We start from the raw sequence: 24,345 nt of genomic DNA, 5'->3' as shown, positions 1-24,345 counted from the left end.
TCAGCCCGCGTTCCGCAGGACGTCGAGGAGGATGTTGACGTCCTTGGAGTTGTCCCAGACTGGTATGGCGGGATCTCCAAACGCCTTCACCTCTTCCCGCGCGCAAAGCAGGCTCAGAATCGATTGATCATGCCGGTGATCAACGAAGTTATAGAAATTTTCTTCGCCGCATGCATTCGGGAAGTCGGTGACAGCCCTTGGATCCGTGCAGTGTCTGGCCCATTTCTTCACGAATGAGATCGATGCCTGGTTCTTGTGCCAGAAGGACCAGGTCGCCTGTATTTGGCGGCGAGACCAGTACTTTTCTTCATCGCATCCCGTCAGCACAAAGCAATCCCGCTTTGTCCAGTTCATGTTCATGGAGTCGATGAGGACTCCGGGAAGCATGCCATTGTTGTGTCTCTGCGCCCAAGCAAAACCGGGGAGAAGGGATTGCCTTATCTGGTAGCTGTATCCGGGGCGCCCGGCGTCGTGGTAGAAGACCATGTCGTCGTCGCGAGCACACAGCAATGTCAGCAATATGATGTAGGGTTTCCAGGCCCAATAGCCGCCGCCGCGCGGTTGGGAGAGTATCGATTCGAATCTTCCGTAGAATTTGGTTGCCTGGAGAGCGGCCGCATCCCAGACCGCAATCGCCGACGCCCCGCCAATGTCCGCCGCGCTGGCGTTCAGCTGCAGGCGCGATGTTTCTTCGTCGGACTTGTTCGTATAGTTCACAAAATAAAGGTGCCGGCCGGAGGGCTTTGCCGCTCCATGGTATCTTATAACGCTGCGTGCCACGTCCATGTCGTGTTCAAGAAGGTCGGCGATGCCATGTCTGTGTTTTTCCAGGGCATCGTCAAACCAGCCTGACAGTTCATTGTATCTCCGGAGAGCCCTGGAGAATCCCTGGCACAAGGCCGGATTCATCGGCGCTATCTTCAGGGCGAGATTGTAGGCTGCGATCCCGTCCCTGCCATATCCCTTTTCCAGGCGCATCTCGGACAGTTCGATCGCATATTGCGGATTGGTGGAAGCAATCACGGCCTGCGTATAGAATTTATCGCTGCGGGCGATGTCGCCTTTTCTCCAATAGGCGCGCGCCAGCTTGGCCAGGAAGGACGCGTTTGCCACTCCGTTCGCGACAAGGCCCTCGATCTGGTCTTCCGGGATGAAGTCATGTCCCAGCAGTTTTGAAAGATCGAACAGGACGCCGGCCCGGTGCAGGACGGTGTCCGTATCCTCCTTCCGGATTTCGAAGGCCCACGCGCCCGCCTGCGCGTACAGCAGGGCCAGGCGGCGGTCGCCGCTCGCCGCGTACGCCCTGGCCCGCCCGACGCAAACGTCGAACGCGCGTGCGGAGACGACGCAGGCGCGGCGCAACGCCACGGCTGCGGCCGCGGCGTTCTGCCGATGAAAGAAGAACACGCCGAGATCGCAATACGCCTCGACGTCCGACGGGTCGAGCCGGAGGTCCTCCAGCAACCAGGCCCCGTCCTCAGTCGTGTCCAGCGTGCGTTTCATCGATGTGCTCGTGCGTGAAGCGGGCGGGAATCGGGCGGCAGGAATACGTCACATGGCGGACCGCGCCGCCGGGTTGATCAGCGCCCGTGCCACCGTGCCCTTGCCGAGCAGGCCGTTGCAGGCCTCCTCCAGCCGGGCGCGGAGCGCGGTGCCGTTGGTGACGACGCCGCGGACGATCCAGCCCTTCTCCACGCCTTCATAGACCACCGCGGTCACCGTGTCCTGCAGGTGCGGGGTCTTGCCCTGGATCTCCGGCATGCGGCCGGGCTCGGCGATCTCCAGCGTCACCTCGTAGGTGGCGTAGCGCTCGACCTGGCCGTTGGCGATGACCGGGACCATCACCTGACGGACGCGGACGGTGTTCTGCGGGGCGGCCGGCGGGCCCTCCTTGGCGAAGGCGGGGGCGATGGCGGCGGCCAGCAGGGCGAGGGCGGCGAGAAAATGGCGGCGAAGCACGGTCGGCCGGGCCTAGTTCAGCGACGACTGGCGGCCGACCGGCATGATGAGGACGCGGGCGATCGACGCCTTGCCGATCAGTTTCTGCCCGGCCTCGTCCAGGCGCGCGCGCAGCGCCGTGGCGTTGGCGATGTTGCCGCGGACGATCCAGCCCTGCTCGATGGCGCCGTAGACGACGGTGAGCACGGCGTCCTGCAGGCGGGTGATCTTGGCCTGGGCGTCCGGCAGCTTGGAGGAATCCGCCAGTTCCATGGTCACGTCGTACAGCGCGTAGCGCTCGATCTGGCCGCGGTTGACCACCGGGACCATCAGCGCCTTGATCTTGATCGACGGCGGCAGGCCGGGGTTCTTGCTTTCCGCATGGGCCGCGGGACTCGCGATCAAAGCGGCGAGGACGGCGAGGGCGGCGGCGGTCGGGCGCATGATCTGGGGTGTTCCTGACGAGACCGCCCCACCATACGCCCGGCCGCGCCGCCCGGCAATGCCGGTCCGCGCCGGTGCGGACCGGCGCCCTTATGCGGCCTTGCTGACGTCCAGCGCCTTCTTGTTCACGTCGTTGATCGCCAGCATGTTGAGGCGCTTGTCGGTCTCCTTCTCCTCGTTCAGCGTCTGCTCCAGCAGCTTGGCGACGCGGTCGAGGCCGCAGCCCTGCGCGTAGGCGTGCAGCGTGCCGTAGCTGGCGATCTCGTAGTGCTCCACCTTCTGGGCGGCGGCGATCAGCGCGGCGTCGGTGACCTCGGGCGCCATGCCCATCTCCAGGATCTCCTGCGCTTCCTCGATCAGGCCCTTCATCGCCTCGCACGGCTTGCCGCGGGTGCGGGCGTCCATCTCCTCGAAGCACTGCTCCAGGCGCTCGATCTGGCCCTGGGTCTGCTCGGCGTGCTCCAGGAAGGCGGCGCGCAGCGTTTCGGACTGGACCTTCTTGGCCAGCTTCGGCAGGGCCTTCAGGATCTGCTTCTCGGCGTGGTAGATGTCGCGCATCTCTTCCAGCAGAAGATCCTGCATCGTCTTGGCGGCCATGGTGAGACTCCCTAAGTCACAGGAACGGATCGGCCGAACCAACAAGGCCCCGCCCGGCGGGTTCCGGCGGCGGGCCACGGGCGAAAGGTCAATGGAGTGACGGCTATGGCGGATACGCCGGACGAGGATGGGATCTATCTGGAATACACCCGGGTCGGGCCGTACCTGAAGGTGTCGGCGATCTGCGCCAAGACCGGCACCGAGGTGTTCGCCGCCGGGCCGGCCACCGGCTGCCGCGAGACGCTGACCCGCGCCGCCATCGGCAAGCTGAAGCAGGCGCTGCGCCGCAACGCCCAGGGCGGCGGCTGGACCGTATAAGGATCGCGCCCCGCGGCGGGGCCGGGGGCGCGATGGGAAGTGTCTGGCTTCTGCTGATGGTGAGCAATGGCACGTCGGCGCCGGCTCTGCGGGGCCCCGGCTCTGCGGTGCCGGCCCCCACTGAACTGCTCATGGCCCGATCCTAGTCCCGATTCCGGCGAAGGACACTGGCGCAGGCGGAGTAACGCCTATAGAAAAGCGCTCCACGAACGATCGGCGGGAGGAGGGGTCCGATGCGGCGTCTGGTGCATGTGCTTGTTGGGACGGCGATTCTGGCCGCCGGGATGGCGGCGCCGGGCGCGGGCGCGGCGACCATCTGCGTCAAGCCGCTGGTGCCGGCGTGCATGAACGACACCACCACCTTCGTCAGCGCCGACAAGATGCAGTCCTGCCAGTTCGAGGTGAAGGACTACGTCGACAAGACCATGGCCTACCTGACCTGCGTCTCCGACGAGCACAAGGCCACCGGCCAGGAACTGACCCGCAACGTCGAACGCTTCAACTGCCGGCTGTCGGGCCGGCAGAACTGCGGCTGAAAACCAGTTTCGAACAACAACGACCGGTTTCCGGAAACGCCACGGGCCGGCCCTTCCGCGAAGGGCCGGCCCGTTCTTGCGCGTGCAGGCGGCGGTCAGCCGGCGCGGCGGCGGGTGGTGCGGCCGGCGTTGCGGCCGAGGCCGATTCGCTTGGCGAATTCCGAGCGCTGCGCGGCGTAGTTGGGGGCCACCATCGGGTAGTCGGGCGGAAGTCCCCACCGCACCCGGTACTCGTCGGGCGACATGTTGTAGGTGGAGCGCAGATGCCGCTTGAGCATCTTCAGCTTCTTGCCGTCTTCGAGGCACACAATGTACTCGGGCGTGACCGACTTGCGGATCGGCACCGCGGGCTTCAGCGGCTCGGCCGGAGTCTCGCGCGGACCGTTGTTGAGGCCCGTCAGCGACGAGTAGACCGTGTTGATGACCTCGGGAATCTGCTGCGACGGCAGCACGTTCTTGCTGACATAGGCGGAAACGATGTCCGCGGTCATGCGCAGCAGCGCGTTGTCGGAGGAATCGGAGCGGAGCGGGTCACTCATTGCACAGTGTCCTGGCTTTTTCGTTTTGGCGCTAGCAACCAAGTTGCACACCGTGATTTGGGTGTCAATATAAATCCCGCAAGTGGCAATTGGGTTATTTGTTGCGTCGAGAACTGATAAGCGCGCGGCAAATTAGCCGGGGCTGAAACCGGCCAAAGCGGCCGGCTTCGGTGACGGGTTTATGGATGCAGTAGTGGCCTGCAACAGGTGCAGGGCGGCAATATCATGCTCGGCAATTGGGCAAAGCCGACCCCTACCCCGAATCGGGGGATGTCCTTATTCCGTCCTATGAGCAACGCGCAGGCGATAGTCCGTCCCGGTTTCTCCAGCGGGCCGCGCGTGAATGGCAGCCCTGCCGCGCCGTCGACGCTTTGCGTTGTGTCGAACTGGTGATCCGCATCGACATCTGGTAGGTTGCTGCGCGTTGCCGCGGGGGGCGCGCAGCAGAGCCCCCGTTTGTCCCGGAGTTGCGTTCGATGACCGTGAAGACCGTTGCGCTGGCGTCCGATCACGCCGGCACCCAGATGAAGGCCGAGTTGAAGGACGCGCTCGCCAAGCGCGGGCTGGAGGTGCTGGACCTCGGCACCGACGGGCCGGAGTCGGTGGACTATCCCGACTTCGCCGACGCGGTGGCGGCGGCGATTCGCGACGGACGGGCGCAACGCGGCGTCTTGATCTGCGGCACCGGCATCGGTATCAGCATCGCGGCCAACCGCCACCGTCACATCCGCGCGGCGCTGTGCAGCGACCCGACCTGCGCCCGTCTGGCGCGCGAGCACAACGACGCCAACGTGCTGGCGCTGGGCGCGCGCGTGGTCGGCATCGAGATCGCGAAGGATTGTCTGACCGCCTTCCTGGACACGCCCTTCGAAGGCGGCGAGCGCCATTCGCGCCGCGTCGGCAAGCTGGGCTGAACACAGTATTTAGAAGGAATCGCCTGATGTACGCTCCGAACCCGACGTTCTTCACCGCCACGCTTGCCGAGACCGATCCCGAACTGGCCCGCGCCGTGCGCGACGAGCTGCTGCGCCAGCAGGACCAGATCGAGCTGATCGCCTCGGAGAACGTCGTCTCCGCCGCCGTGCTGGAGGCGCAGGGTTCGGTGCTCACCAACAAGTACGCCGAGGGCTATCCCGGCAAGCGCTACTACGGCGGCTGCGAGTTCGTGGACGTCGCCGAGAACCTGGCGATCGAGCGCGCCTGCAAGCTGTTCGGCTGCGGCTTCGCCAACGTGCAGCCGAACTCCGGCTCCCAGGCCAACCAGGCGGTCCTGCTGGCGCTGCTGCAGCCGGGCGACACGGTGCTCGGCATGTCGCTGGCGGCCGGCGGCCACCTGACGCACGGCGCCCCGCCGAACCTGTCCGGCAAGTGGTTCAAGGCGGTGCAGTACGGCGTGCGCAAGGACGACCACCTCATCGACTTCGACGAGGTCGAGCGGCTGGCCCGCGAGCACAAGCCGAAGCTGATCATCGCCGGCGGCTCGGCGTACCCGCGCGTGATCGACTACCAGCGCTTCCGCGCCATCGCGGACGAGGTCGGCGCCTTCTTCATGGTCGACGTCGCCCACTACGCCGGCCTGATCGCCGGCGGCGTCTACCCGAACCCGTTCCCCTACGCCGACGTCGTCACCACCACGACGCACAAGACGCTACGCGGTCCGCGCGGCGGCATGGTGCTGACCGACAAGGAAGAGATCGCCAAGAAGATCAACTCCGCCGTCTTCCCCGGCCTGCAGGGCGGCCCGCTGATGCACGTCATCGCCGCCAAGGCGGTGGCCTTCCAGGAGGCGCTGCAGCCGGAGTTCAAGCGCTACGCCCAGGCCATGCTGGACAACGCCCGCGTCCTGTCGAAGACGCTGATCGAGGGCGGCCTGGACATCGTGTCGGGCGGCACCGACAGCCACATCGTGCTGGTCGACCTGCGCCCGAAGAACGTCACCGGCAAGGCCGGCGAGGCCAGCCTGGAGCACGCCGGCATGACCTGCAACAAGAACGGCGTGCCGTTCGACCCGCAGAAGCCGACGATCACCTCCGGCGTGCGCCTGGGCAGCCCGGCGGCGACCACGCGCGGCTTCGGCACGGAGGAATTCAAGCAGGTTGGCGAGATGATCGTCGAGACGCTGGACGGTCTGGCCGCCAGCAACTCGGGCGACAACCGTGCCGTCGAGGCGAAGGTGCGGGAGAAGGTGCGCGACCTGTGCCGCCGCTTCCCGATCTATCCGACGCTGTGATCGGCCGACGCCGTATAGAATAAGGAGGAAAGGCCGGACATGCGCTGCCCGTTCTGCGGACACGAGGACACCCAGGTCAAGGATTCACGACCGACCGAGGACAACTCGGCGATCCGGCGGCGGCGCTTCTGTCCCGGCTGCGGGGCTCGCTTCACCACCTTCGAGCGCGTGCAGCTGCGCGAGCTGACGGTGGTGAAGAGCACCGGCCAGCGCGAGCCCTTCGACCGCGAGAAGCTGCTGCGCTCCATGCGCATCGCGCTGCGCAAGCGCCCGATCGACGCCGACCGCATCGACCGGGTGGTGAACAGCCTGGTGCGCCAGCTCGAGTCCTCGGGCGAGAGCGAGATCCCGTCGAAGCAGATCGGCGAGATGATCATGAACGCGCTGCAGACGCTCGATCAGGTCGCGTACATCCGCTACGCCTCGGTCTACAAGGACTTCCGCGAAGCGTCCGACTTCAACGAGTTCGTCGAGCAGCTGGCCCCCGAGGCGCAGCACTGATCCGTCTTTGGCCCTCCCCCGCCTCCGGCGGGGGAGGGTTGGGTGGGGGCTGCGGCCTCGACAAGCATTTGCCGGCCACGTGAGCCGTTGCCCCCACCTAACCTCCCCCAGCGGGGCTGGGGGAGGGACATGGATGGAACGCCCATGACCCATGCCGCCGACGACCTCCACCACATGCGCGCCGCGCTGGCGCTGGCCGCCCGCGGGCTCGGCACCACGGCGCCGAACCCGTCGGTGGGCTGTGTGCTGGTCCGGGACGGCGTCGTGGTCGGCCGCGGCTGGACCCAGCCCGGCGGCCGCCCGCACGGCGAGACCGAGGCGCTGCGGCGCGCCGGGGACGCCGCCCGGGGCGCCACCGCCTACGTCTCGCTGGAGCCCTGCAACCACCACGGCAGGACGCCGCCCTGCTCGGAGGCGCTGATCGCCGCCGGCGTGGCGCGCGTCGTGATCGCCTGCGAAGACCCCGACCCGCGCGTCGCCGGCGGCGGCGTGAAGCGCCTGCGCGAGGCCGGCGTCGAGGTGGTCACCGGCGTCTGCGCCGACGAGGCGTGGGAGCTGAACCGCGGCTTCTTCACCCGCATCCTGCACGGCCGGCCGCTGGTGGCGCTGAAGCTGGCGACCACGCTGGACGGCCGCATCGCCACCCATGGCGGCGAGTCGAAATGGATCACCGGCCCGGAGGCGCGCGCGCTCGGCCATGGGCTGCGGGCGCGCCACGACGCCATCATGGTCGGCATCCGCACCGCGCTGGCCGACGACCCCGACCTGACCTGCCGCCTGCCGGGACTGGAGGGCCGCTCGCCGGTGCGCATCGTCTTCGACAGCCGGTTGCGGCTGCCGCTGACGTGCAAGCTGGTGCGCACCGCGAAGACGGTGCCGACCTGGATCGTCGCCCGCGACGACTGCGACGGTTTGCGGCGGCAGGCGTTGGCCGACTGCGGCGTCGAGGTGCTGCCGGTGCCCTGCGACGCCGCCGGCCTGCCGGACCCGGCGCAGGCGATGGCGGCGCTGGCCGGCCGCGGCCTGACGCGGGTGCTGGTCGAAGGCGGCGCGACCCTGGCCGCCTCGCTGCTGCGCGCCGGGGTGGTCGATCGGCTGGAGTGGTTCCGCGCCTCGAAGGTCATCGGCGGCGACGGTGTGGCGGCGGTGGCGGCGTTCGGCGTGGACGTGCTGGCCCAGGCGGCGGCGTTCGACCGCGTGCGGGTGCGCCGGGCGGGAGACGATCTGGTCGAGAGTTATGTGAGACGGGAGTGAGCGTGAGCGGCGCCCCGCGCAACAGTCCGTTGCGCGCCGCGCGCTGCGGATGCTCCTTCCCCCGTGCGCGAAAGCTGGCTAGATTGCCGCGCTATGTTCACGGGCATCATCACCGACGTCGGCCGCGTCCGCTCCATCGAGCGCAGCGGCGACACCCTCTTCACCATCGAGACCGTCTTCGACATGGAGACGGTGCCGATCGGCGCGTCCATCGCCAACAACGGCGTCTGCCTGACGGTCGTTGACAAGGGGCCGGGCTGGTTCGCCGTGCAGGCCTCGGGCGAGACGTTGTCGAAGACCACGCTGGGCGGCTGGACCGAGGGGACGCGCGTCAACCTGGAGCGCGCGCTGAAGATGGGCGACGAGCTGGGCGGGCACATCGTCTCCGGCCACGTCGATGGCGTGGCCAGGGTGATGGACGTGCGGCCCGACGGCGAGTCCGTGCGCCTGACCTTCGAGGCGCCGGTCGATCTGGCCAGGTTCGTGGCGCCCAAGGGCTCGGTGGCGCTGGATGGCGTGTCGCTGACGGTGAACGAGGTGGACGGGGCGCTCTTCGGCGTCAACATCATCCCGCACACCCAGGTCGCCACCACCTTCGGGCAGCTGAAGCCCGGCGACGCCGTGAACATGGAAATCGACATGCTCGCGCGCTACGTCGCGCGTCTGGTGGCCCAACCATGACCTCCGAATACCATTCCTACCTGTCGCCGACCGAGGAGATCCTCGAGGAGGCGCGCCAGGGCCGCATGTTCATCCTCGTCGACGACGAGGACCGCGAGAACGAGGGCGACCTCGTCATCCCGGCGCAGTGCGCGACGCCCGAGGCCATCAACTTCATGGCCAAGCACGGGCGCGGCCTGATCTGCCTCGCCATGGACCGCGAGCGGATCGAGCGGCTGCACCTGCCTCTCATGGCGCAGCAGAACGGCACGCGCCACCAGACCGCCTTCACCGTCTCCATCGAGGCGCGCGAGGGCGTGACCACCGGCATCTCGGCGGCCGACCGCGCCCGCACCGTGCAGGTCGCCATCGATCCGAAGGCGGGCTCGCAGGACATCACGACGCCGGGCCACGTCTTCCCGCTGCTGGCGCGCGACGGCGGCGTGCTGGTGCGCGCCGGGCACACCGAGGCGGCGGTCGACCTCGCCCGCATGGTCGGCCAGATCCCGGCCGGCGTGATCTGCGAGATCATGAACGACGACGGCACCATGGCCCGCCTGCCGGACCTGGTGAAGTTCGCGCAGTTCCACAACCTGAAGGTCGGCACCATCGCCGACCTCATCGCCTACCGCCGCCGCACCGAGACCATCGTCGAGCAGCGCCTCGCCGGCACGCTGGACAGCCGGTACGGCGGGCGCTTCCAGACGTACGTGTACGTCAACAAGGTGGCGTACGCCGAGCACGTGGCGCTGGTGCGCGGCGACATCTCCGGCGACGAGCCGGTGCTGGTGCGCATGCACGCGCTCAACGTGCTGGAGGACGTGCTGGGCGACACCTCGGCCGGGCGCGACGGCGAGCTGCACGCCTCCATGGAGCTGATCGCCCGGGAAGGCCGCGGCGTGATCGTGCTGCTGCGCGAGTCTCAGCCCGCCAACCTCTCCGCGGCGCTGAAGGCGCGCATGGAGGGCGTGGCGCCGGGCGGCGAGCTGCGCGACTATGGCGTCGGCGCGCAGATCCTGCTGGACCTCGGCGTGCGCAGCATGACGCTGCTGTCGAACCGCAAGAAGACCATCATCGGCCTGGAAGGCTATGGGCTCACCGTCGTCGGCCAGCGGCCGATCCCGGTGCCCGGGAATACGGACGGGGAGTAAGGGACGATGTCGGACACGCCGCACATCATGGTCATCGAGGCGCGGTTCTACGAGGACCTCGCCGACGAGCTGGCGAAGGGCGCCATCGCCGAGATCGAGAAGGCCGGCGCCACCTACCAGCGCTTCGCCGTGCCCGGCTGCCTGGAGATCCCGGCCGCCATCAAGTACGCCGTGCGCTCCATGGACTTCTACTCGGCGCGCAAGCGCTTCGACGGCTACGTCGGGCTCGGCGTGGTGATTCGCGGCGAAACCACGCATTATGATATCGTGTGCAACGAGAGCGCCCGCGGCCTGCAGGACCTGGCGCTGCAGTACACGCTGGCCGTCGGCAACGGCATCCTGACCGTGGAGAACCGCGAGCAGGCCTGGGCCCGCGCCGGCACCGGCAACAAGAACAAGGGCGGCTTCGCGGCGCGGGCCTGCCTTGACATGATCGAACTGAAGCGCCACTTCCGCCTCTTCCCGCGCTGACCCCGCATACCTGACCCCAGACACCTGAAAAGATCCAGTTGAGCACCATGAGCAACGACGAGGCGCCGTCGCGCGCGAAACCGAAGCGTGGCCCCCGCAAGTCCGGCGGCGGTTCGGCCAAGGCCCGGCGCAAGGCGGCGCGGCTGGCGGCCGTGCAGGCGCTCTACCAGGCCGACCAGACCGGCATCGGCGTCGAGCCGGTGATCGGCGAGTTCGTCAAGCACCGCTTTGGCGAGGAGGTGGACGGCGCGCAGTTCGTCGCCGCCGACCCGCAGCTGTTCGCCGACATCGTGCGCGGCGCCAGCCACCGCCAGAGCGAGGTGGACGGCCTGCTGTCGGCCGCGCTCGACCCGAAGTTCCCGCTGGAGCGGCTGGAGATGCTGCTGCGCGCCATCCTGCGCGCCGGCGCCTACGAGGTGTTCGCCCACACCGACACCCACCCGCGCATCCTGATCAGCGAGTACGTGGACGTGGCGCACGCCTTCTTCGCCGGGCGCGAGCCGGGCATGGTGAACGGCGTGCTCGACAACGTCGCCCGCAAGGTCCGCGCCGAGGAACTGGCCCAGCCGGCGCCGGGGCGCGGGGAATAATCGCGTTTGGCCGTCATCCCCGCGAAGGTGGGGATCCATAACTCGCAAAACGCACCATTGCGGAACGTATGGATCCCCGCCTTCGCGGGGATGACGGCTGTCTAAAGGAACGGTTCCGCAGGCGCATGACCAAACCCCTCGGCGAATTCGGCCGCATCGACCGCTTCTTCAAGCCGCTGGCCGCCGGCTTCGCCGGGGCGCGCGGGCTGGCGGACGACGCCGCCGTGTTCGGCGTGCCCGAGGGGCAGGAACTGGTCGTCACCGTCGACGCCATGGTCGCCGGAATCCACTTCCTGCCCGACGACTCGCCCGGCGACATCGCCGCCAAGCTGCTGCGCGTCAACCTCTCCGACCTCGCCGCCATGGGGGCGGAGCCGTACGCCTACACGCTGGTCACGTCGTTGCCGCGCACCCTCGGCGAGGAGTGGCTGGCCGCCTTCGCCGCCGGCCTGGGCGAGGACCAGACGCGGTTCGGCATCCAGCTGGCGGGCGGCGACTCGGTGTCCACATCCGGGCCGATCACCCTGTCGGTGACCGCCTTCGGGCTGGTACCGCGCGGGCAGGCGCTGCCGCGCCGGTCGGAGCGCGTGGGCGATCCGGTGTTCGTCACCGGCACCATCGGCGACGCGGCGCTCGGCCTGCAGGTGGTGCTGGGCAAGCTGGACGGCGCCGGGCTGGAGTCCCAGGTGGCGCGGTTGCGCCGGCCGGACCCGCGGGTGACGGTGGGGCCCAGGCTGCGCGGGTTGGCGGTGTCGTGCATCGACGTGTCGGACGGGCTGGTCGCCGACCTCGGCCACCTCGCCGAGGAATCGGGCTGCGCCGCGGTGCTGCACGCCGCGTCGGTGCCGGTGCCGGCGGCGGTCGGCGGCGATGCGGACCGGCTGGCGCTGGCGCTCACCGGCGGCGACGACTACGAGCTGCTGTTCACCGCGCCCGAGGCGGCGCGCGGCGCCCTGGCCGCCCTGGCGGCGGAGACCGGAGTCGTCATCACCGAGATCGGCCGCACCGTCCCCGGGCCGGCCGGGCGGGTGGAGGTGCTGGACGCGCAGGGCGCGCCGTTGCCTCTCCCGCGGCGGGGCTGGGATCACTTCTGATTTAACCCGTCCTAAAGCATCCGGCCCCTAGGGTTTCCGTCGCATCACGACGGACCGTCCCATGAAAGCGATCATCCTGCTGCTGTTCGGCCTGGCGCTGCTGGGCGGCGCGGCGTTCGGCGGCTGGACGCTGTACAACAGGTTCATGACCCCTCCCACCGAGGAGGAGCTGGCGAAGAAGGAGGCCGAGAAGCCGCCGCCGCCGGTCGCCTACGTGCGCATGAGCCCGATCGTCGTGCCGGTGCTCGGCAAGGAGAAGGTCGAGCAGTTCGTCACCGTCGTTGCCACCGTCGAGGTGGACGCCGCCAAGCAGCCGCAGGCCGCCGCCAACCTGCCGCGCCTGATCGACGCCTTCATCGCCACCATGTACGCCGGAGTCGATGACAAGTCGCTGATGAGCGGCCCGCTGATCAACATCCCCGCCGTCAAGGACAAGCTGGCCGCCGCCGCCGCCAAGGTGCTCGGCCCCGGCGTGGTGCAGGGCGTGCTGGTCCAGGTGGTGACTCAGCGGAACCTGTGACAGCAAGGGCGCCTGACGGCTTTCATCAGGCGCCCTTGCTCCAAACCCGGCAGCTCAATGCGCAGCATTGGGCGGGAGGAACATACGGACGAAGCCTTCGTCCGTATGATTCCGCGGCGCGGCACCGGTCCGCGCAGGTTCCCCAGCGTAAAGGACGTTCATCCTTTCGCAGGTGCGAATATGACTTTCGACAAGTGCCCTTAGTTTGGAAGCGCTCCAAAGACCGCAATGGTGCGAGTCTGAAGTATCGACCTGCCAATTCGTCGCGCTTCCTTGAGCGTGGCGGCTGTTGCATTGCGGTCCCCGCTTGGGCATGCTTTTCGGCGAAAAAATCGGCTCGCTTTGCGCCGCGGCTTTTGTTGCGGTGCGAAGGCGAGCCAGTGACAATTTTCTGGGGGAACGGATGACGGTAGGATTTCTAGTAGTCATCGCCTGCGGCCTCCTGGCGCTCGCCTATGGCGCTTATGCCGGGAAGCAAGTCATGGCCGCCGACGCGGGCTCCGCACGCATGCAGGAGATCGCCGGCGCGGTTCAGGAAGGTGCTCGCGCATACCTTAATCGCCAGTACACCACCATCGCCGGCGTCGGCGTGGTGATCCTCATCATTCTCGGTGCCATCCTCGGCCTGCCGGTGGCCTTCGGCTTCCTGGTCGGCTCGGTGCTGTCGGGCATCGCCGGGTACGTCGGCATGAACGTGTCGGTGCGCGCCAACGTGCGCACCGCGCAGGCGGCGACCGTCGGGCTCGAGCACGCGCTGGACATCGCCTTCAAGTCGGGCGCCATCACCGGCATGCTGGTGGTCGGCCTGGGCCTGCTGGGCGTGGGCGGCTATTTCGCCATCCTGTCGATGATCTACAAGGTCACCGACCCGGCGCAGGCCCGCGTCGTGCTGGAGGCCCTGGTCGCCCTGTCGTTCGGCGCCTCGCTGATCTCGATCTTCGCCCGCCTGGGCGGCGGCATCTTCACCAAGGGTGCCGACGTCGGCGCCGACCTCGTCGGCAAGGTCGAGGCCGGCATCCCCGAGGACGACCCCCGCAACCCCGCCGTCATCGCGGACAACGTGGGCGACAACGTCGGCGACTGCGCCGGCATGGCCGCCGACCTGTTCGAGACCTACGCCGTCACCATCGTCGCCACCATGCTGCTGGCGGCGATCTTCTTCACGGGCGACGTCGTCCGTTCGCTGCTGATGTACCCGCTGGTCATCGCGGCGGTCTGCATCATCGCCTCGGTCGCCGGCACCTTCATGGTCAAGCTGGGCCCGACCAAGAACATCATGGGCGCCCTCTACAAGGGCCTCATCGGTTCGGCGGTGATCTCCGGCGTGCTGGTCCTGCTGGTTACCGCGGTCATGTTCGGCTTCGGCCGGCCGATCCCGATGGCGGCGGGCGGCGGCGCCACGATCAACGTCACCGGCCTGAACTTCTTCGTCTGCGCGCTGGTCGGCCTGGGCGTGACCGGCCTGCTGGTGTGGATCACCGAGTACTACACCTCGACCTCGTTCCGTCCGGTCCGCTCGGTCGCCCGTTCCTCGGAAACCGGCCACGGCACCAACGTCATCCAGGGTCTTGCCGTGTCGATGGAGGCCACCGCGCTGCCGGTGATCGTCATCTGCGCCGGCATCATCATCGCCTTCAACCAGGCGGGCGTGTTCGGCATCGGCATCGCCGCGACGACGATGCTGGCGCTGGCCGGCATGGTGGTGGCGCTCGACGCCTACGGTCCGGTGACGGACAACGCCGGCGGCATCGCCGAGATGTCGGAGATGCCGAAGGAGATCCGCATCACCACCGACGCGCTGGACGCCGTCGGCAACACCACCAAGGCGGTCACCAAGGGCTACGCCATCGGCTCGGCCGGCCTAGCCGCGCTGGTGCTGTTCGCCGCCTACGTCCAGGATCTCAGCCACTACTTCCCGAACCTCACGGTCGAGTTCAAGCTCAACGACCCGTACGTGGTGGTCGGCCTGCTGATCGGCGGCCTGCTGCCTTACCTGTTCGGCGCCATGGGCATGACCGCGGTCGGCCGCGCCGCCGGCTCGGTGGTGGTCGAGGTGCGCCGCCAGTTCCGTGAGATCGCCGGCATCATGGAAGGCACGGGCAAGCCGGACTACGGCCGCGCCGTGGACCTGCTGACCAAGGCGGCCATCAAGGAGATGGTCATCCCCTCGATGCTGCCGGTGTTCGCGCCGGTGGTGCTGTACCTCATCGTCGCCGCCATCGCCGGCCAGGCCGCGGCCTTCTCGGCGTTGGGCGCTATGCTGCTCGGCACCATCGTGACCGGCGTGTTCGTCGCCATCTCGATGACCTCGGGCGGCGGCGCCTGGGACAACGCCAAGAAGTACATCGAAGAGGGCAACCACGGTGGCAAGGGGTCCGACGCCCACAAGGCGGCGGTGACCGGCGACACCGTCGGCGACCCGTACAAGGACACCGCCGGCCCGGCGGTGAACCCGATGATCAAGATCACCAACATCGTGGCGATCCTGCTGCTGGCCATCCTGCACGCTCTGGCCTAATAGGACGCCTGCTCGAAACGACCACGAACGACTTGCGGCCCCGGGACGGAAACGTCCCGGGGCCTTTTTCGTGCATCACCTGTTATGCGCGAATCGTGCGGCGTACTTCGCGAATAAAGCGATTGCCAAAGCCCGGTTGGGTTGTGCACAGTACTGGCCGGAACGGAGACCCGTTTTCGATGCAGCTTCAGGAGAGGGACATGGCGGCGACGACGACCAACTCGATCTATGTGCGCGCCACGGCCGAAGGCAAGCCCGACGACGTGGTGTTGGTGACCCGTACCGAGGACGGCGAGCAGAGCACGAGCAGCACCAAGAAGCTGGGCGTCGTGCTGGAGCAGCAGCCGGGCGTCTTCGCGGCGGTGCTGAGCGGTGTCACGGTCGAGGGCTGCGACTGCGTCAAGGCGACGTCGGTGGTGGAGGTGGCCAACAAGCTGAACGAGGCGTTCTGCGCCGGCCAGGTGCAGTACGCCGGCGCCACGCTCGCCGCCCCGTCGTCGATTCCCGACGCCGCCCTGCCGGAGCAGCCGCCGGAACAGCCGTCGGCGCAGGTCTGACGGCATCCCCCTGGGGCAACAAAAAGGCCGGCGCCTGGGGCGCCGGCCTTTCGTCGTTTCCGGGGATGCGGGCCGGGCTCAGCTGCCCGGGCCCTTGCCCTTGCTGTCCTTGGCGGAGAAGCGGCCGAAGTTGCCGATCATCTGCTCCAGGAAGCCCATCTCGCGGCCGTGCGTCGGGGTGGTGCGCTCCACCATCTCGATGTCCAGGCCCTGGTTGTGGTCCAGCGTCTTCAGGTCGCTGACCACGCCGGCATCGTTGAAGTGCACGACCACGACGCGGCGCTCCAGCACGTCGGGCTTGAAGAACGCGGTCTTCTCGGTCTTCTGCCCGATGTAGTACCAGACCTTCTGGTCGAAGGTGCCGACCGAGGTCGGCGTGCCCAGCAGGTTGGCCACCTCGTCGCGGGTGGTGGTGCCGGTCTTGATCTGGGCGACCGCGTCGGGATCGGTCAGGTTGCCGCGCGTCGCCACGGTCGGCGCACAGGCGGTGGCGGCCAGCCCCAGCAGGGCGATGGCGAAAACGCGGGAAGGAGTCGATCTGGTCATGGCGCTCGGCTAGGATGAGGCATCCAGGGGGCGGCCGTACGCTCGGCGAGCGGAGCCCTGACCCCAAAACGCCTGGACAATCGCACCGGGCGGTTGGCCCTGTCAACGACTCCGCCCATATGGGAGACCGGAACGCGTGTTTGACCGCCTTTTCGGGCGCCTGTTCGGCCGTTCGCAGGACGCGCAGGCGGCCGCCGACCTCTACGCCCGCATCGTCGCCCAGGCGCGCCGGCCCGAGTTCTACGGTGCGCTCGGCGTGCCCGACACGCTGGACGGCCGCTTCGACATGGTGGCGCTGCACCTGTTCCTGGTCATGCACCGGCTGAAGGGGCAGGGGGCGGCGGCGGACGCCCGTTCGCGCCGGCTGTTCGAGGTGGTCACCGACGACTTCGAGCGCACGCTGCGCGAGATGGGCGTGGGCGACCAGGGCATCGCCCGGCGTGTCACCGCCATGGTCGGCGGCGCGCGCGGCCGGCTGACCGCCTACGACGCCGCCATCGTCCAGGATGAAAGGGCCCTGGAGGTGGCGCTCGACAACAACGTCTACGGCACCGTGCCGGAGCCCGACCCGCGCGCGATCGGCGCGCTGGCCGGCTACGTGCGGCGGTCGGTGGCGGAACTGGCGGCGCAGCCGCTGGACTCGCTGCTGTCCGGCGCGTTCCACTGGGCCGACCCGCCCGCGCATATGGAGTAGCGGCGAACGCCCGGCCAGCCGGGCTGTTGCCGATGAACGAGGAAGAACGAGCATGCAGCATCAGGTACCGCCCCCCGAATTCTCGCGCACGGTGAAGGCCGATGCCGTGCAGCGCGGCGAGGTGGTCGAGGTGATCGAGGCCGACTCCGCCGAGCGCAAGGCGCTGGCCGAACGCTTCGAGCTGGAGGCGATCGACCGCCTGACGGCGACGGTGCGCCTGAAGCGCGCCAGCGGCGGCGAAATGATCCGAGTCACCGGCGAGCTGGAGGCCGACGTGGTGCAGACCTGCGTCGTGACGCTGGAGTCGGTGCGCAACACCGTGAAGGACGGCTTCGAGGCCCTGTTCGCCCCGCCGGAGCTGGTGCCGGAGGCCGACGAGGAGATGGAGTTCGACGCCAGCATGGCCGACGAGGACATCATCGAGCCCATCGTCAACGGGCGCATCGACATCGGCGAGCTGACGGCGCAGCACCTGTCGCTGGCGCTCGACCCCTATCCGCGCGCGCCCGGCGTTGAGCTGCCGGCGGTGGCCTTCGACGACGACGAGGAGGAGGACGAGGTGGTCGAGGAGCGGCCGAACCCGTTCGCCGCCCTGGCGAAGCTGAAGGGCAAGCCGCAATAGGGCCGCCGCGGGGCGGGATGCAGCCGCGCGGTGAAAGAGATGGTTCGGGCTTGCCCTTGGCGCGGGTTTGCCGTATTGAATGCGGCTCGCGCCGGGCGGCCCCTCATCGGGCCGCCTTTTCCAATGAGTTGATGTGAGTTACGGCCATGGCTGTTCCGAAGAAGAAGACCTCCAAGTCGCGTCGCAACATGCGTCGTTCGCACCACGCGCTGTCGACCGCCTCGTACCATGAGTGCAAGAACTGCGGCGAGCTGACCCGTCCGCACCACGTCTGCGGGTCCTGCGGGCATTACGACCAGCGTGAAGTGGTCCAGCCGGCGGCCTGACCGGTCCGGCCGGCCGCCACCCGTCAGTTCCAGGGAGCCTGTCCTCGGTGAGCCAGCGCCTGACCATAGCCCTCGACGCCATGGGGGGCGACCATGCCCCCGACATGGTGGTCGCCGGAGCGGATCTCGCCCGTGAGCGATTCCCCGACGTGCACTACGTGCTGTACGGGGACTCCGCGCGGATCGAGCCGCTGCTGGCGAAACACCCGGCGCTGAAGGGCGTGGCCACGGTGGTGCACACGGCCGAGGCGGTGGCCGGCGACGCGAAGCCCTCCGTGGCCTTGCGCACCGGGCGGCAGTCCAGCATGCGTCTCGCCATCGACGCGGTGGCGGCGGGCAACGCTGCGGCGGTGGTCTCCGCCGGCAACACCGGCGCGCTGATGGCCATGGCCAAGTTCGTGCTGAAGACGCTGCCGGGCATCGACCGGCCGGCGATCGCGTCGTTCTTCCCGACGCAGCGCGGCGAGAGCGTCATGCTCGACCTCGGCGCCAACACCGAGTGCACGCCCGACAACCTCGTCCAGTTCGCGCTGATGGGGTCGGTCTTCGCGCGCACGGTGCTGGGCATGGCCGAGCCGACGGTGGGCCTGCTGAACATCGGCTCGGAAGAGGTCAAGGGCAACGAGACGGTGCGCGCCGCCGCGGCGCGGCTGCGCGAGGCGCCGTTCCCCGGGCGCTTCTATGGCTTCGTCGAGGGCACGGACATCGCGGCCGGCACCACCGACGTGATCGTCACCGACGGCTTCACCGGCAACGTCGCGCTGAAGACCGCCGAGGGCACGGCCAAGCTGTACGCCGAATTCCTGCGCCGCACCTTCCAGTCCTCGCTGATGGCGAAGCTGGGCTACCTGCTGGCGCGCTCGGCCTTCACCAAGCTGAAGCAGCGCGCCGATCCCCGCCGCTACAACGGTGCGATGTTCCTCGGTCTGCGCGGCGTCTGCGTGAAGAGCCACGGCGGCACCGACGCCATCGGCTTCGCCAACGCCATCGGCGTGGCGGTCAACCTGGTGGCGCAGGGCTTCAACGAGAAGATCAAGGCCGAGATGCACCGCCTCGGCGGCGACGACACCCTCCCGGACACCAAGGCGGCGGCGGTCTGACATGGCGAAGCGTTCCCGGATCGTCGGCTGCGGGTCCTACCTGCCGGCCAACGTGGTCAGCAACAAGGACCTGGAGGCGCGCGGCGTCGAGACGTCGGACGAGTGGATCGTCCAGCGCACCGGTATCCGCTCGCGCCACATCGCGGCCGAGGGCGAGCTGACCTCCGACCTCGCGCTGGCGGCGGCCAGGGCGGCGCTGAACCACGCAGGCGTGGACGCCACGTCCATCGACTGCATCGTCCTGGCGACCACCACGCCGGACAACACCTTCCCCTCCACCGCCACCAAGGTGCAGGCCGGTCTGGGGCTGACCCGCGGCTTCGCGCTCGACGTGCAGGCGGTGTGTGCCGGCTTCGTCTACGCGCTGTCGGTGGCCGATTCTTTCATCCGTTCGGGGCAGGCGACGCGGGCGCTGGTGATCGGCGCCGAGACGTTCTCGCGCCTGCTCGACTGGAACGACCGCACCACCTGCGTGCTGTTCGGCGACGGCGCCGGCGCGGTGGTGCTTGAGGCGGCCGAGGGCAAGGGCGACTCGTCCGACCGCGCGGTGCTGTCCACGCACCTGCACTCGGACGGCCGCTACTACGACCTGCTGTACGTGGACGGCGGTGCGTCGAGCACCATGACCACGGGGCACGTGCGCATGCACGGCCAGGAGATCTTCCGCCACGCCGTCACCAAGCTGTCCGAGGTGGTGGAGGAGGCGCTGGTCGCCAACGGCCTGGAGCCGTCGGACGTCGACTGGCTGGTGCCGCACCAGGCCAACCAGCGAATCATCGACGGCATCGCGCGCAAGCTGAAGCTGCCCTCGTCGAAGGTGGTGCTGACGGTGGACCGGCACGGCAACACCTCGGCCGCCTCGATCCCGCTGGCGCTGGCCGAGGCGGTGCACGACGGCCGCGTCAAGCGCGGCGACCTGATCCTGATGGAGGCCATCGGCGGCGGGTTGACCTGGGGCTCGGCGCTCGTCCGCTGGTAGCAGGGCGTATCCAACCTTTTGAATTGACGGTGTTCTCCGTGCGCATTACCGTTTCCTCCGAGGCTCGCGGGGGAGGCCGGAGATGTCGCAGAACACCGTCACGCGCGCACAGTTGAGCGAGGCCGTCTACCAGGAGGTGGGGCTGTCGCGCAACGAATCGGCCGATTTGGTCGAGAGCATTCTCGACGAGATCTCCGACGCGCTGGCGCGCGGCGAGATGGTGAAGATCTCCTCCTTCGGCAGCTTCCAGGTCCGCTCCAAGGGCGAGCGGGTGGGGCGCAACCCCAAGACGGGCGAGGAAGTGCCGATCCTGCCGCGCCGCGTCCTGGTGTTCCGCGCCAGCCACGTGCTGAAGAGCCGCATCAACGAAGGGCTGAACGCGGTCGAGGCCGCACAGGCGCGCGTCAAGGCCGCGTCGTGAGCGCGGGCGGGGCTCCCTCCGGATCGCGATGACGGCAGGGGATCTTGGCAGACCCGTGGTGACGAAGTCCGCGACCGCCTTCCGCACGATCAGCGAGGTGTCCAGCGACCTGGACCTGCCGCAGCACGTGCTGCGCTTCTGGGAGACCAAGTTCCCGCAGATCCGCCCGCTGAAGCGCGGCGGTGGCCGGCGCTATTACCGGCCGGAGGACGTCGATCTGCTGCGCCGGATCCAGGGCCTGCTGTACCAGGAGGGCTACACGATCAAGGGCGTGCAGCGCCTGTTGAAGGAGCGCCGTGGCACGCTGCCGTCCGGCCCCGCGCCGCGCCCGCCCGCCGACGAGGTGGACGACGAGCCGGCGACTCCGGACCTGTTCGCCGACGATTCCGCGGAACTGGACGCGGAGATGGACGAGCCCGAGGAGGCGCCGTCCACGCTGCCGGACCACGCCCGCCGGGAGATCGAAGCGGTGTTGGACGAACTGCGCCGTTTGCAGGCGCTGCTGGGCCACCGGCGGGGCGCGTCGTGAGGACGAAAAAAGGTTACGGGAAACCATTGCGTCCCCCTACGGGCGCCGCTATAGTCCCGGCCCACCCCGGTTCCAGGTACGGAGCGTAGCGCAGCCTGGTAGCGCATCAGACTGGGGGTCTGGGGGTCGCAGGTTCGAATCCTGTCGCTCCGACCATTCTGGAACCGGCAAGAAGGCCTCGAAGTCATTGAACTTCGGGGCCTTTTTCGTGACCGGACAGCTTTTTCCTTCACGCTCCGCACAGCGCCGCGGACGGCGGCGCCGTGCGCCAGCAATCACACAGCAATCAGCGTACAGACGAGGAAAGTGCGTGGGCGGCGGCTCCAGCGCGCAGCGCCGGGCCGGGCTCAGCGGGCCGGAGGCCCGCCGCGCCGCGCTGGCGCGCGTCTCGTCCGTCCCGGTAACAATCCCTGCCGCAGACCGATACGGCAGGCCTGTGACCCCGGTCCATCGAAACGGCGCGGGATTGAAACCCGCGCCGATCCCGTACGGGGGAAGGAGGGCGTTGCCGCTCTCTCCTCCCCGCGAGGGGCGCCTGTTGCCGGCCAAGGCTGCCGGCTCAGGGCACGGTGCGTGCCCCTCGCTCCCCACTTACCCACCGCTCGCGCGGCCCCGGGAAGCAGCAGCGTCCGTGCTGCTGCTTCGCAGCCTCAAGAGAGGGAAGTGAACCATGAGCACCCAACTCGTTCCCCTGTCCCAGCTTCTCCCGCCCACATCCAACCCGCGCATGCGCATCGACCCTGCCGGCATCGAGGGGCTGGCCCGCTCCATCCGGACCGACGGCGTCCTGCAGAACCTCGTCGTCAAGTGCCTGAAGGGCGACCGCTTCCGCGTCGTCACCGGCGAGCGGCGCTACCGGGCCTTGAAGCTGCTGGAGGTCGAGGTGCGTCACGGGCTGAAGCCCGCCGAAGCCCAGCGCATCGCCCTGGTGGAGAACGTGCAGCGCGAGGCGCTGGACGCCATCGACGAGGCGGATGGCTTCGCGGCCCTGCTTCAGAAAGGCGCCACCCTGGACGACGTGGCGGCGCAGACCGGCTTGAGCACCACCACTGTCAAGCGCCGGCTGGCCCTGGCCGGGCTGTGCGCCGAAGCCAAGCGGGCGGGTGCGCGACGGCGCCATCGGGCTCGGTATCGCCGAGGCGCTGACGCTCGGCACCCGTGAGCAGCAGGCCCATATCCTCGCCGACATCACGGACGGCATTTGGTTCGACACCGACGACGTTCGCGCCCGGCTGATCAAGGAGAAGCCGTCCGTCGCCATGGCGGTGTTCCCCCTGGACCGCTACGGCGGCACCGTCACCGCCGACCTGTTCGACACGCACGGGGCGCCCTGGTGGCACTGCCGCGCGGCGTGGGAGGGGGAGAGCGGCTGCGTGGTGATCAACCTGATCCCGGCTGGCCGAGCTGAGGTGCGCGAGCGCCTGGTCCGCCATGAGGTGCAGCGCGCCGTCGCCGCCGAGACGCGGGAGAGCCCGCTGTCGGTGTGGCGGGAGCGGCCGGAGTATCCGGCGTGGCTGGTGCGCCACATGGCCGCGCACAAAACGCTGGCGGTGCAGACGCTGCTGACCGCCGCCCGGCGCACGGCCAGGGAGGTTGCCGTGGTGCTGCTGATGCGCGGCGCCGACGCTCATCACGGTCGGGTGTTGCTGGAGGCGCACCCCGCGCTTGCCCTGTTCGCGGGCGAGGACGGTCGGCCCCGGAGCTGGGATGCCGTCGAGGCGGTGGCGGCCCGCTTCGAGCGCCTGCTGGGGCTGGAGCCGGCCGGGGACGACGAACCCGCTTACGGGCCGCGCAGCCGGGGTGCCTGGGAGCGGCTGGCGGGCGATCCCAAGGACGGCGCCGAGTTGTACGAGCGGGTCAAGCGGCTGAGCGAGGAGAACCTGGACGGTCTGCACCTGCTGCTGAGCATCCTCGCCTTCGGCCAGGGCGACATGGACCCCATCGACCACGGCGACAGCCTGTTCAACCGGGCGGCGCGCGACCTCGGCGCCGACATGCGCGACTGGTGGCGGCCGGACGCGGCGTTCCTCGGCGGGCGCACCCGCGACCAGCTCGGGGCCAGCGCCATGGAGTGCTGTGCCAGCGTCACCATGGCGCGGCTGTCGGACTACAGGAAGTCGGAGCTGGTCGCGGCGCTGGCGACGCATTTCGAGCGCATGGCCAGAACTGGGGACGACGCACCGGATGGGCAGCTCAGGGCGCGACGGGCTCCCCGACGCCATGTGCTTTGGGTCGGAATCGGAGGCTGGGGACGAATCGGACGCCGAGATGCCGGCCGCCGAATAGGCACGAACAGCCGCCCTCCTTCGGGGCGGCGGCCCTCCGGGTGGAAAAATCCCCGCCGACCGCTTTAGGCGGCCGGCGAGGGTGCCCCCTTCCAACGCGTGCGGTTTCCACGGATGGGCATCACGGCCGCGGGTTGCTCCAGGCGCCATTCTTTGAAGGACGAGCTGTTCCGCTGGCGGCTTGCGACACTGCTTCCCGACCGGTTGGGCAGGCGGAAAGGCCCCTTAATCGAAACGTCAGGCCGGTTGCTTCGCTTTAGCAATAGGATGGTGCGCAGCCAACTCACGACGATGAGCTTCGATCAGGAACGGTGGAATGCAGATGGACGAACCTTTCGACCTCCAGCGGTTCGTGAACGCGCAGGAGTCGGTCTTCGCGACAGCGCTCGAAGAATTACAGGACGGGCGCAAGCGGAGCCATTGGATGTGGTTCATCTTCCCGCAACTGCGCGGCCTTGGCCGTTCGGCCGCAGCCGAGTTCTATGGGATCGCCTCCCTTGATGAGGCGCGCGCCTATCTGGCACATCCAGTACTCGGGCCTCGATTAGAAAGAGCGACGCGCGCTGTGCTGGCGACGCAGGGGCGCACGCTTCATGCGATCTTCGGTTCTCCGGACGATATGAAGTTCCACTCCTCAATGACCCTGTTCGCCTTAGCCGCGGATGAGGCCGCTACCCTCTACCGGGAGGCGCTCGCGCGCTACCGCAATGGACAAATGGACGAGGCGACGTTGACTCTGTTGGGGCGTGCCAAGCCGGCCGGACCTGCGTTGTGAAAGGGGGCGTACGCCCTCGTCGCGGCCGGGTCCGCTTGGCGCCAGGAGCGGGGGCTTCAGCAAGTCAGCATGGATGTGTCTAACGGTGTGACGTATCTCATTGCGAGCACCTGCCGGAATTTAATTGGTGCAGACCCAGAGGACGAGCGC

The 24,345-nt window shown here is 68.6% G+C and carries 30 protein-coding genes and 1 tRNA gene; 25 read left to right on the top strand and 6 right to left on the bottom strand.

Annotation, left to right across the window (positions count from 1 at the left end; genetic code table 11):
• The 4 genes from ACRWK7_RS26630 to ACRWK7_RS26615 form a co-directional block, all read right to left on the bottom strand.
• Window positions 1–1,503 carry a tetratricopeptide repeat protein gene (locus ACRWK7_RS26630; RefSeq protein WP_431859447.1) on the bottom strand — a complete coding sequence of 501 codons (1,503 nt, stop codon included), beginning with the start codon at window positions 1,501–1,503 and terminating at the stop codon, window positions 1–3.
• 48 nt (window positions 1,504–1,551) lie between these two features.
• Complete coding sequence (locus ACRWK7_RS26625) at window positions 1,552–1,959, bottom strand: hypothetical protein (protein ID WP_431859445.1); 408 nt, start codon at window positions 1,957–1,959, stop codon at window positions 1,552–1,554.
• A gap of 12 nt (window positions 1,960–1,971) precedes the next feature.
• Window positions 1,972–2,382 (bottom strand): hypothetical protein, encoded by a 411-nt coding sequence (locus ACRWK7_RS26620; protein WP_431859443.1) that lies wholly within the window; start codon window positions 2,380–2,382, stop codon window positions 1,972–1,974.
• Between the two features lie 90 nt (window positions 2,383–2,472).
• Window positions 2,473–2,979, bottom strand: a complete 507-nt coding sequence (locus ACRWK7_RS26615; RefSeq protein WP_431859441.1) for a ferritin-like domain-containing protein — start codon at window positions 2,977–2,979, stop codon at window positions 2,473–2,475.
• A gap of 105 nt (window positions 2,980–3,084) precedes the next feature.
• Between ACRWK7_RS26615 and ACRWK7_RS26610 the strand changes: the two genes are divergently transcribed.
• Both ACRWK7_RS26610 and ACRWK7_RS26605 read left to right on the top strand, forming a co-directional pair.
• Window positions 3,085–3,297 (top strand): DUF6898 family protein, encoded by a 213-nt coding sequence (locus tag ACRWK7_RS26610; protein WP_431859439.1) that lies wholly within the window; start codon window positions 3,085–3,087, stop codon window positions 3,295–3,297.
• 233 nt (window positions 3,298–3,530) lie between these two features.
• Window positions 3,531–3,833 carry a hypothetical protein gene (locus ACRWK7_RS26605; protein ID WP_431859437.1) on the top strand — a complete coding sequence of 101 codons (303 nt, stop codon included), beginning with the start codon at window positions 3,531–3,533 and terminating at the stop codon, window positions 3,831–3,833.
• A 95-nt stretch (window positions 3,834–3,928) separates the two neighbouring features.
• On the opposite strand, the gene ACRWK7_RS26600 is transcribed toward ACRWK7_RS26605, so the two are convergent.
• Window positions 3,929–4,372 (bottom strand): MucR family transcriptional regulator, encoded by a 444-nt coding sequence (locus ACRWK7_RS26600; protein WP_109121656.1) that lies wholly within the window; start codon window positions 4,370–4,372, stop codon window positions 3,929–3,931.
• Window positions 4,373–4,848: 476 nt separating this feature from the next.
• Here ACRWK7_RS26600 and rpiB point away from each other — a divergent pair, with 476 nt between their 5' ends.
• The 12 genes from rpiB (at window position 4,849) to ACRWK7_RS26540 (ending at window position 15,918) form a co-directional block, all read left to right on the top strand.
• Entirely contained in the window at window positions 4,849–5,286 is a 438-nt protein-coding gene (gene rpiB / locus ACRWK7_RS26595) for a ribose 5-phosphate isomerase B (RefSeq protein ID WP_431859435.1), read from the top strand.
• A 26-nt stretch (window positions 5,287–5,312) separates the two neighbouring features.
• A complete protein-coding gene (gene glyA / locus ACRWK7_RS26590) occupies window positions 5,313–6,602 on the top strand; it encodes a serine hydroxymethyltransferase (RefSeq protein WP_431859433.1) in 1,290 nt (429 codons plus the stop codon).
• Between the two features lie 39 nt (window positions 6,603–6,641).
• Window positions 6,642–7,103: a transcriptional regulator NrdR gene (gene nrdR / locus ACRWK7_RS26585; protein ID WP_109121659.1), complete on the top strand. Its 462-nt coding sequence runs from the start codon at window positions 6,642–6,644 to the stop codon at window positions 7,101–7,103.
• Window positions 7,104–7,247: 144 nt separating this feature from the next.
• Window positions 7,248–8,357 (top strand): bifunctional diaminohydroxyphosphoribosylaminopyrimidine deaminase/5-amino-6-(5-phosphoribosylamino)uracil reductase RibD, encoded by a 1,110-nt coding sequence (gene ribD, locus ACRWK7_RS26580; protein WP_431859431.1) that lies wholly within the window; start codon window positions 7,248–7,250, stop codon window positions 8,355–8,357.
• A 93-nt stretch (window positions 8,358–8,450) separates the two neighbouring features.
• On the top strand, window positions 8,451–9,038 hold the full coding sequence (locus ACRWK7_RS26575) for a riboflavin synthase (RefSeq protein WP_431859429.1): 588 nt from the start codon (window positions 8,451–8,453) through the stop codon (window positions 9,036–9,038).
• A complete protein-coding gene (gene ribB, locus ACRWK7_RS26570; protein WP_431859427.1) occupies window positions 9,035–10,168 on the top strand; it encodes a 3,4-dihydroxy-2-butanone-4-phosphate synthase in 1,134 nt (377 codons plus the stop codon). The genes ACRWK7_RS26575 and ribB overlap by 4 nt, the downstream gene beginning before the upstream one ends.
• A gap of 6 nt (window positions 10,169–10,174) precedes the next feature.
• Window positions 10,175–10,639, top strand: coding sequence for a 6,7-dimethyl-8-ribityllumazine synthase (ribH, locus tag ACRWK7_RS26565; protein ID WP_431859426.1), 465 nt, complete (start codon window positions 10,175–10,177; stop codon window positions 10,637–10,639).
• 47 nt (window positions 10,640–10,686) lie between these two features.
• Window positions 10,687–11,229 carry a transcription antitermination factor NusB gene (gene nusB, locus ACRWK7_RS26560; RefSeq protein ID WP_431859424.1) on the top strand — a complete coding sequence of 181 codons (543 nt, stop codon included), beginning with the start codon at window positions 10,687–10,689 and terminating at the stop codon, window positions 11,227–11,229.
• 125 nt (window positions 11,230–11,354) lie between these two features.
• Window positions 11,355–12,323, top strand: coding sequence for a thiamine-phosphate kinase (thiL, locus tag ACRWK7_RS26555; protein WP_431859422.1), 969 nt, complete (start codon window positions 11,355–11,357; stop codon window positions 12,321–12,323).
• A 61-nt stretch (window positions 12,324–12,384) separates the two neighbouring features.
• Window positions 12,385–12,843 carry a hypothetical protein gene (locus tag ACRWK7_RS26550; protein ID WP_431859421.1) on the top strand — a complete coding sequence of 153 codons (459 nt, stop codon included), beginning with the start codon at window positions 12,385–12,387 and terminating at the stop codon, window positions 12,841–12,843.
• 403 nt (window positions 12,844–13,246) lie between these two features.
• On the top strand, window positions 13,247–15,361 hold the full coding sequence (locus ACRWK7_RS26545; protein WP_431859419.1) for a sodium-translocating pyrophosphatase: 2,115 nt from the start codon (window positions 13,247–13,249) through the stop codon (window positions 15,359–15,361).
• Window positions 15,362–15,561: 200 nt separating this feature from the next.
• On the top strand, window positions 15,562–15,918 hold the full coding sequence (locus ACRWK7_RS26540) for a hypothetical protein (protein ID WP_431859417.1): 357 nt from the start codon (window positions 15,562–15,564) through the stop codon (window positions 15,916–15,918).
• Between the two features lie 78 nt (window positions 15,919–15,996).
• On the opposite strand, the gene ACRWK7_RS26535 is transcribed toward ACRWK7_RS26540, so the two are convergent.
• Window positions 15,997–16,464 carry an outer membrane protein assembly factor BamE gene (locus ACRWK7_RS26535; protein WP_431859416.1) on the bottom strand — a complete coding sequence of 156 codons (468 nt, stop codon included), beginning with the start codon at window positions 16,462–16,464 and terminating at the stop codon, window positions 15,997–15,999.
• A 136-nt stretch (window positions 16,465–16,600) separates the two neighbouring features.
• Between ACRWK7_RS26535 and ACRWK7_RS26530 the strand changes: the two genes are divergently transcribed.
• The 11 genes from ACRWK7_RS26530 to ACRWK7_RS26480 all read left to right on the top strand — a co-directional run bounded on the left by ACRWK7_RS26530 (window position 16,601) and on the right by ACRWK7_RS26480 (window position 24,195).
• A complete protein-coding gene (locus ACRWK7_RS26530) occupies window positions 16,601–17,158 on the top strand; it encodes a ubiquinol-cytochrome C chaperone family protein (RefSeq protein ID WP_431859414.1) in 558 nt (185 codons plus the stop codon).
• 52 nt (window positions 17,159–17,210) lie between these two features.
• On the top strand, window positions 17,211–17,780 hold the full coding sequence (locus tag ACRWK7_RS26525) for a YceD family protein (protein ID WP_431859412.1): 570 nt from the start codon (window positions 17,211–17,213) through the stop codon (window positions 17,778–17,780).
• A gap of 146 nt (window positions 17,781–17,926) precedes the next feature.
• Window positions 17,927–18,106, top strand: a complete 180-nt coding sequence (gene rpmF / locus ACRWK7_RS26520) for a 50S ribosomal protein L32 (RefSeq protein ID WP_109121672.1) — start codon at window positions 17,927–17,929, stop codon at window positions 18,104–18,106.
• 47 nt (window positions 18,107–18,153) lie between these two features.
• The gene (gene plsX / locus ACRWK7_RS26515; protein WP_431859410.1) at window positions 18,154–19,206 is read left to right on the top strand and encodes a phosphate acyltransferase PlsX; all 1,053 of its coding nucleotides are present in this window, start codon (window positions 18,154–18,156) and stop codon (window positions 19,204–19,206) included.
• Window position 19,207: 1 nt separating this feature from the next.
• The gene (locus ACRWK7_RS26510) at window positions 19,208–20,185 is read left to right on the top strand and encodes a beta-ketoacyl-ACP synthase III (protein ID WP_431859408.1); all 978 of its coding nucleotides are present in this window, start codon (window positions 19,208–19,210) and stop codon (window positions 20,183–20,185) included.
• 82 nt (window positions 20,186–20,267) lie between these two features.
• Window positions 20,268–20,606 (top strand): integration host factor subunit alpha, encoded by a 339-nt coding sequence (locus ACRWK7_RS26505; protein ID WP_431859406.1) that lies wholly within the window; start codon window positions 20,268–20,270, stop codon window positions 20,604–20,606.
• 58 nt (window positions 20,607–20,664) lie between these two features.
• The gene (locus tag ACRWK7_RS26500) at window positions 20,665–21,135 is read left to right on the top strand and encodes a MerR family transcriptional regulator (RefSeq protein ID WP_431859404.1); all 471 of its coding nucleotides are present in this window, start codon (window positions 20,665–20,667) and stop codon (window positions 21,133–21,135) included.
• 79 nt (window positions 21,136–21,214) lie between these two features.
• Window positions 21,215–21,291 (top strand) — tRNA-Pro (locus ACRWK7_RS26495).
• 514 nt (window positions 21,292–21,805) lie between these two features.
• Entirely contained in the window at window positions 21,806–22,297 is a 492-nt protein-coding gene (locus tag ACRWK7_RS26490; protein WP_431859402.1) for a ParB/RepB/Spo0J family partition protein, read from the top strand.
• The gene (locus ACRWK7_RS26485) at window positions 22,239–23,489 is read left to right on the top strand and encodes a hypothetical protein (RefSeq protein WP_431859400.1); all 1,251 of its coding nucleotides are present in this window, start codon (window positions 22,239–22,241) and stop codon (window positions 23,487–23,489) included. The genes ACRWK7_RS26490 and ACRWK7_RS26485 overlap by 59 nt, the downstream gene beginning before the upstream one ends.
• A gap of 247 nt (window positions 23,490–23,736) precedes the next feature.
• Window positions 23,737–24,195: a DUF1810 domain-containing protein gene (locus ACRWK7_RS26480; RefSeq protein ID WP_431859398.1), complete on the top strand. Its 459-nt coding sequence runs from the start codon at window positions 23,737–23,739 to the stop codon at window positions 24,193–24,195.
• The last annotated feature ends 150 nt before the right edge of the window (window positions 24,196–24,345 follow it).

The sequence above is a fragment of the Azospirillum sp. genome, from assembly GCF_050789165.1.
Note: the sequence above shows the minus strand (reverse complement) of the source record. Positions and strands in the feature narration are given on the sequence as shown.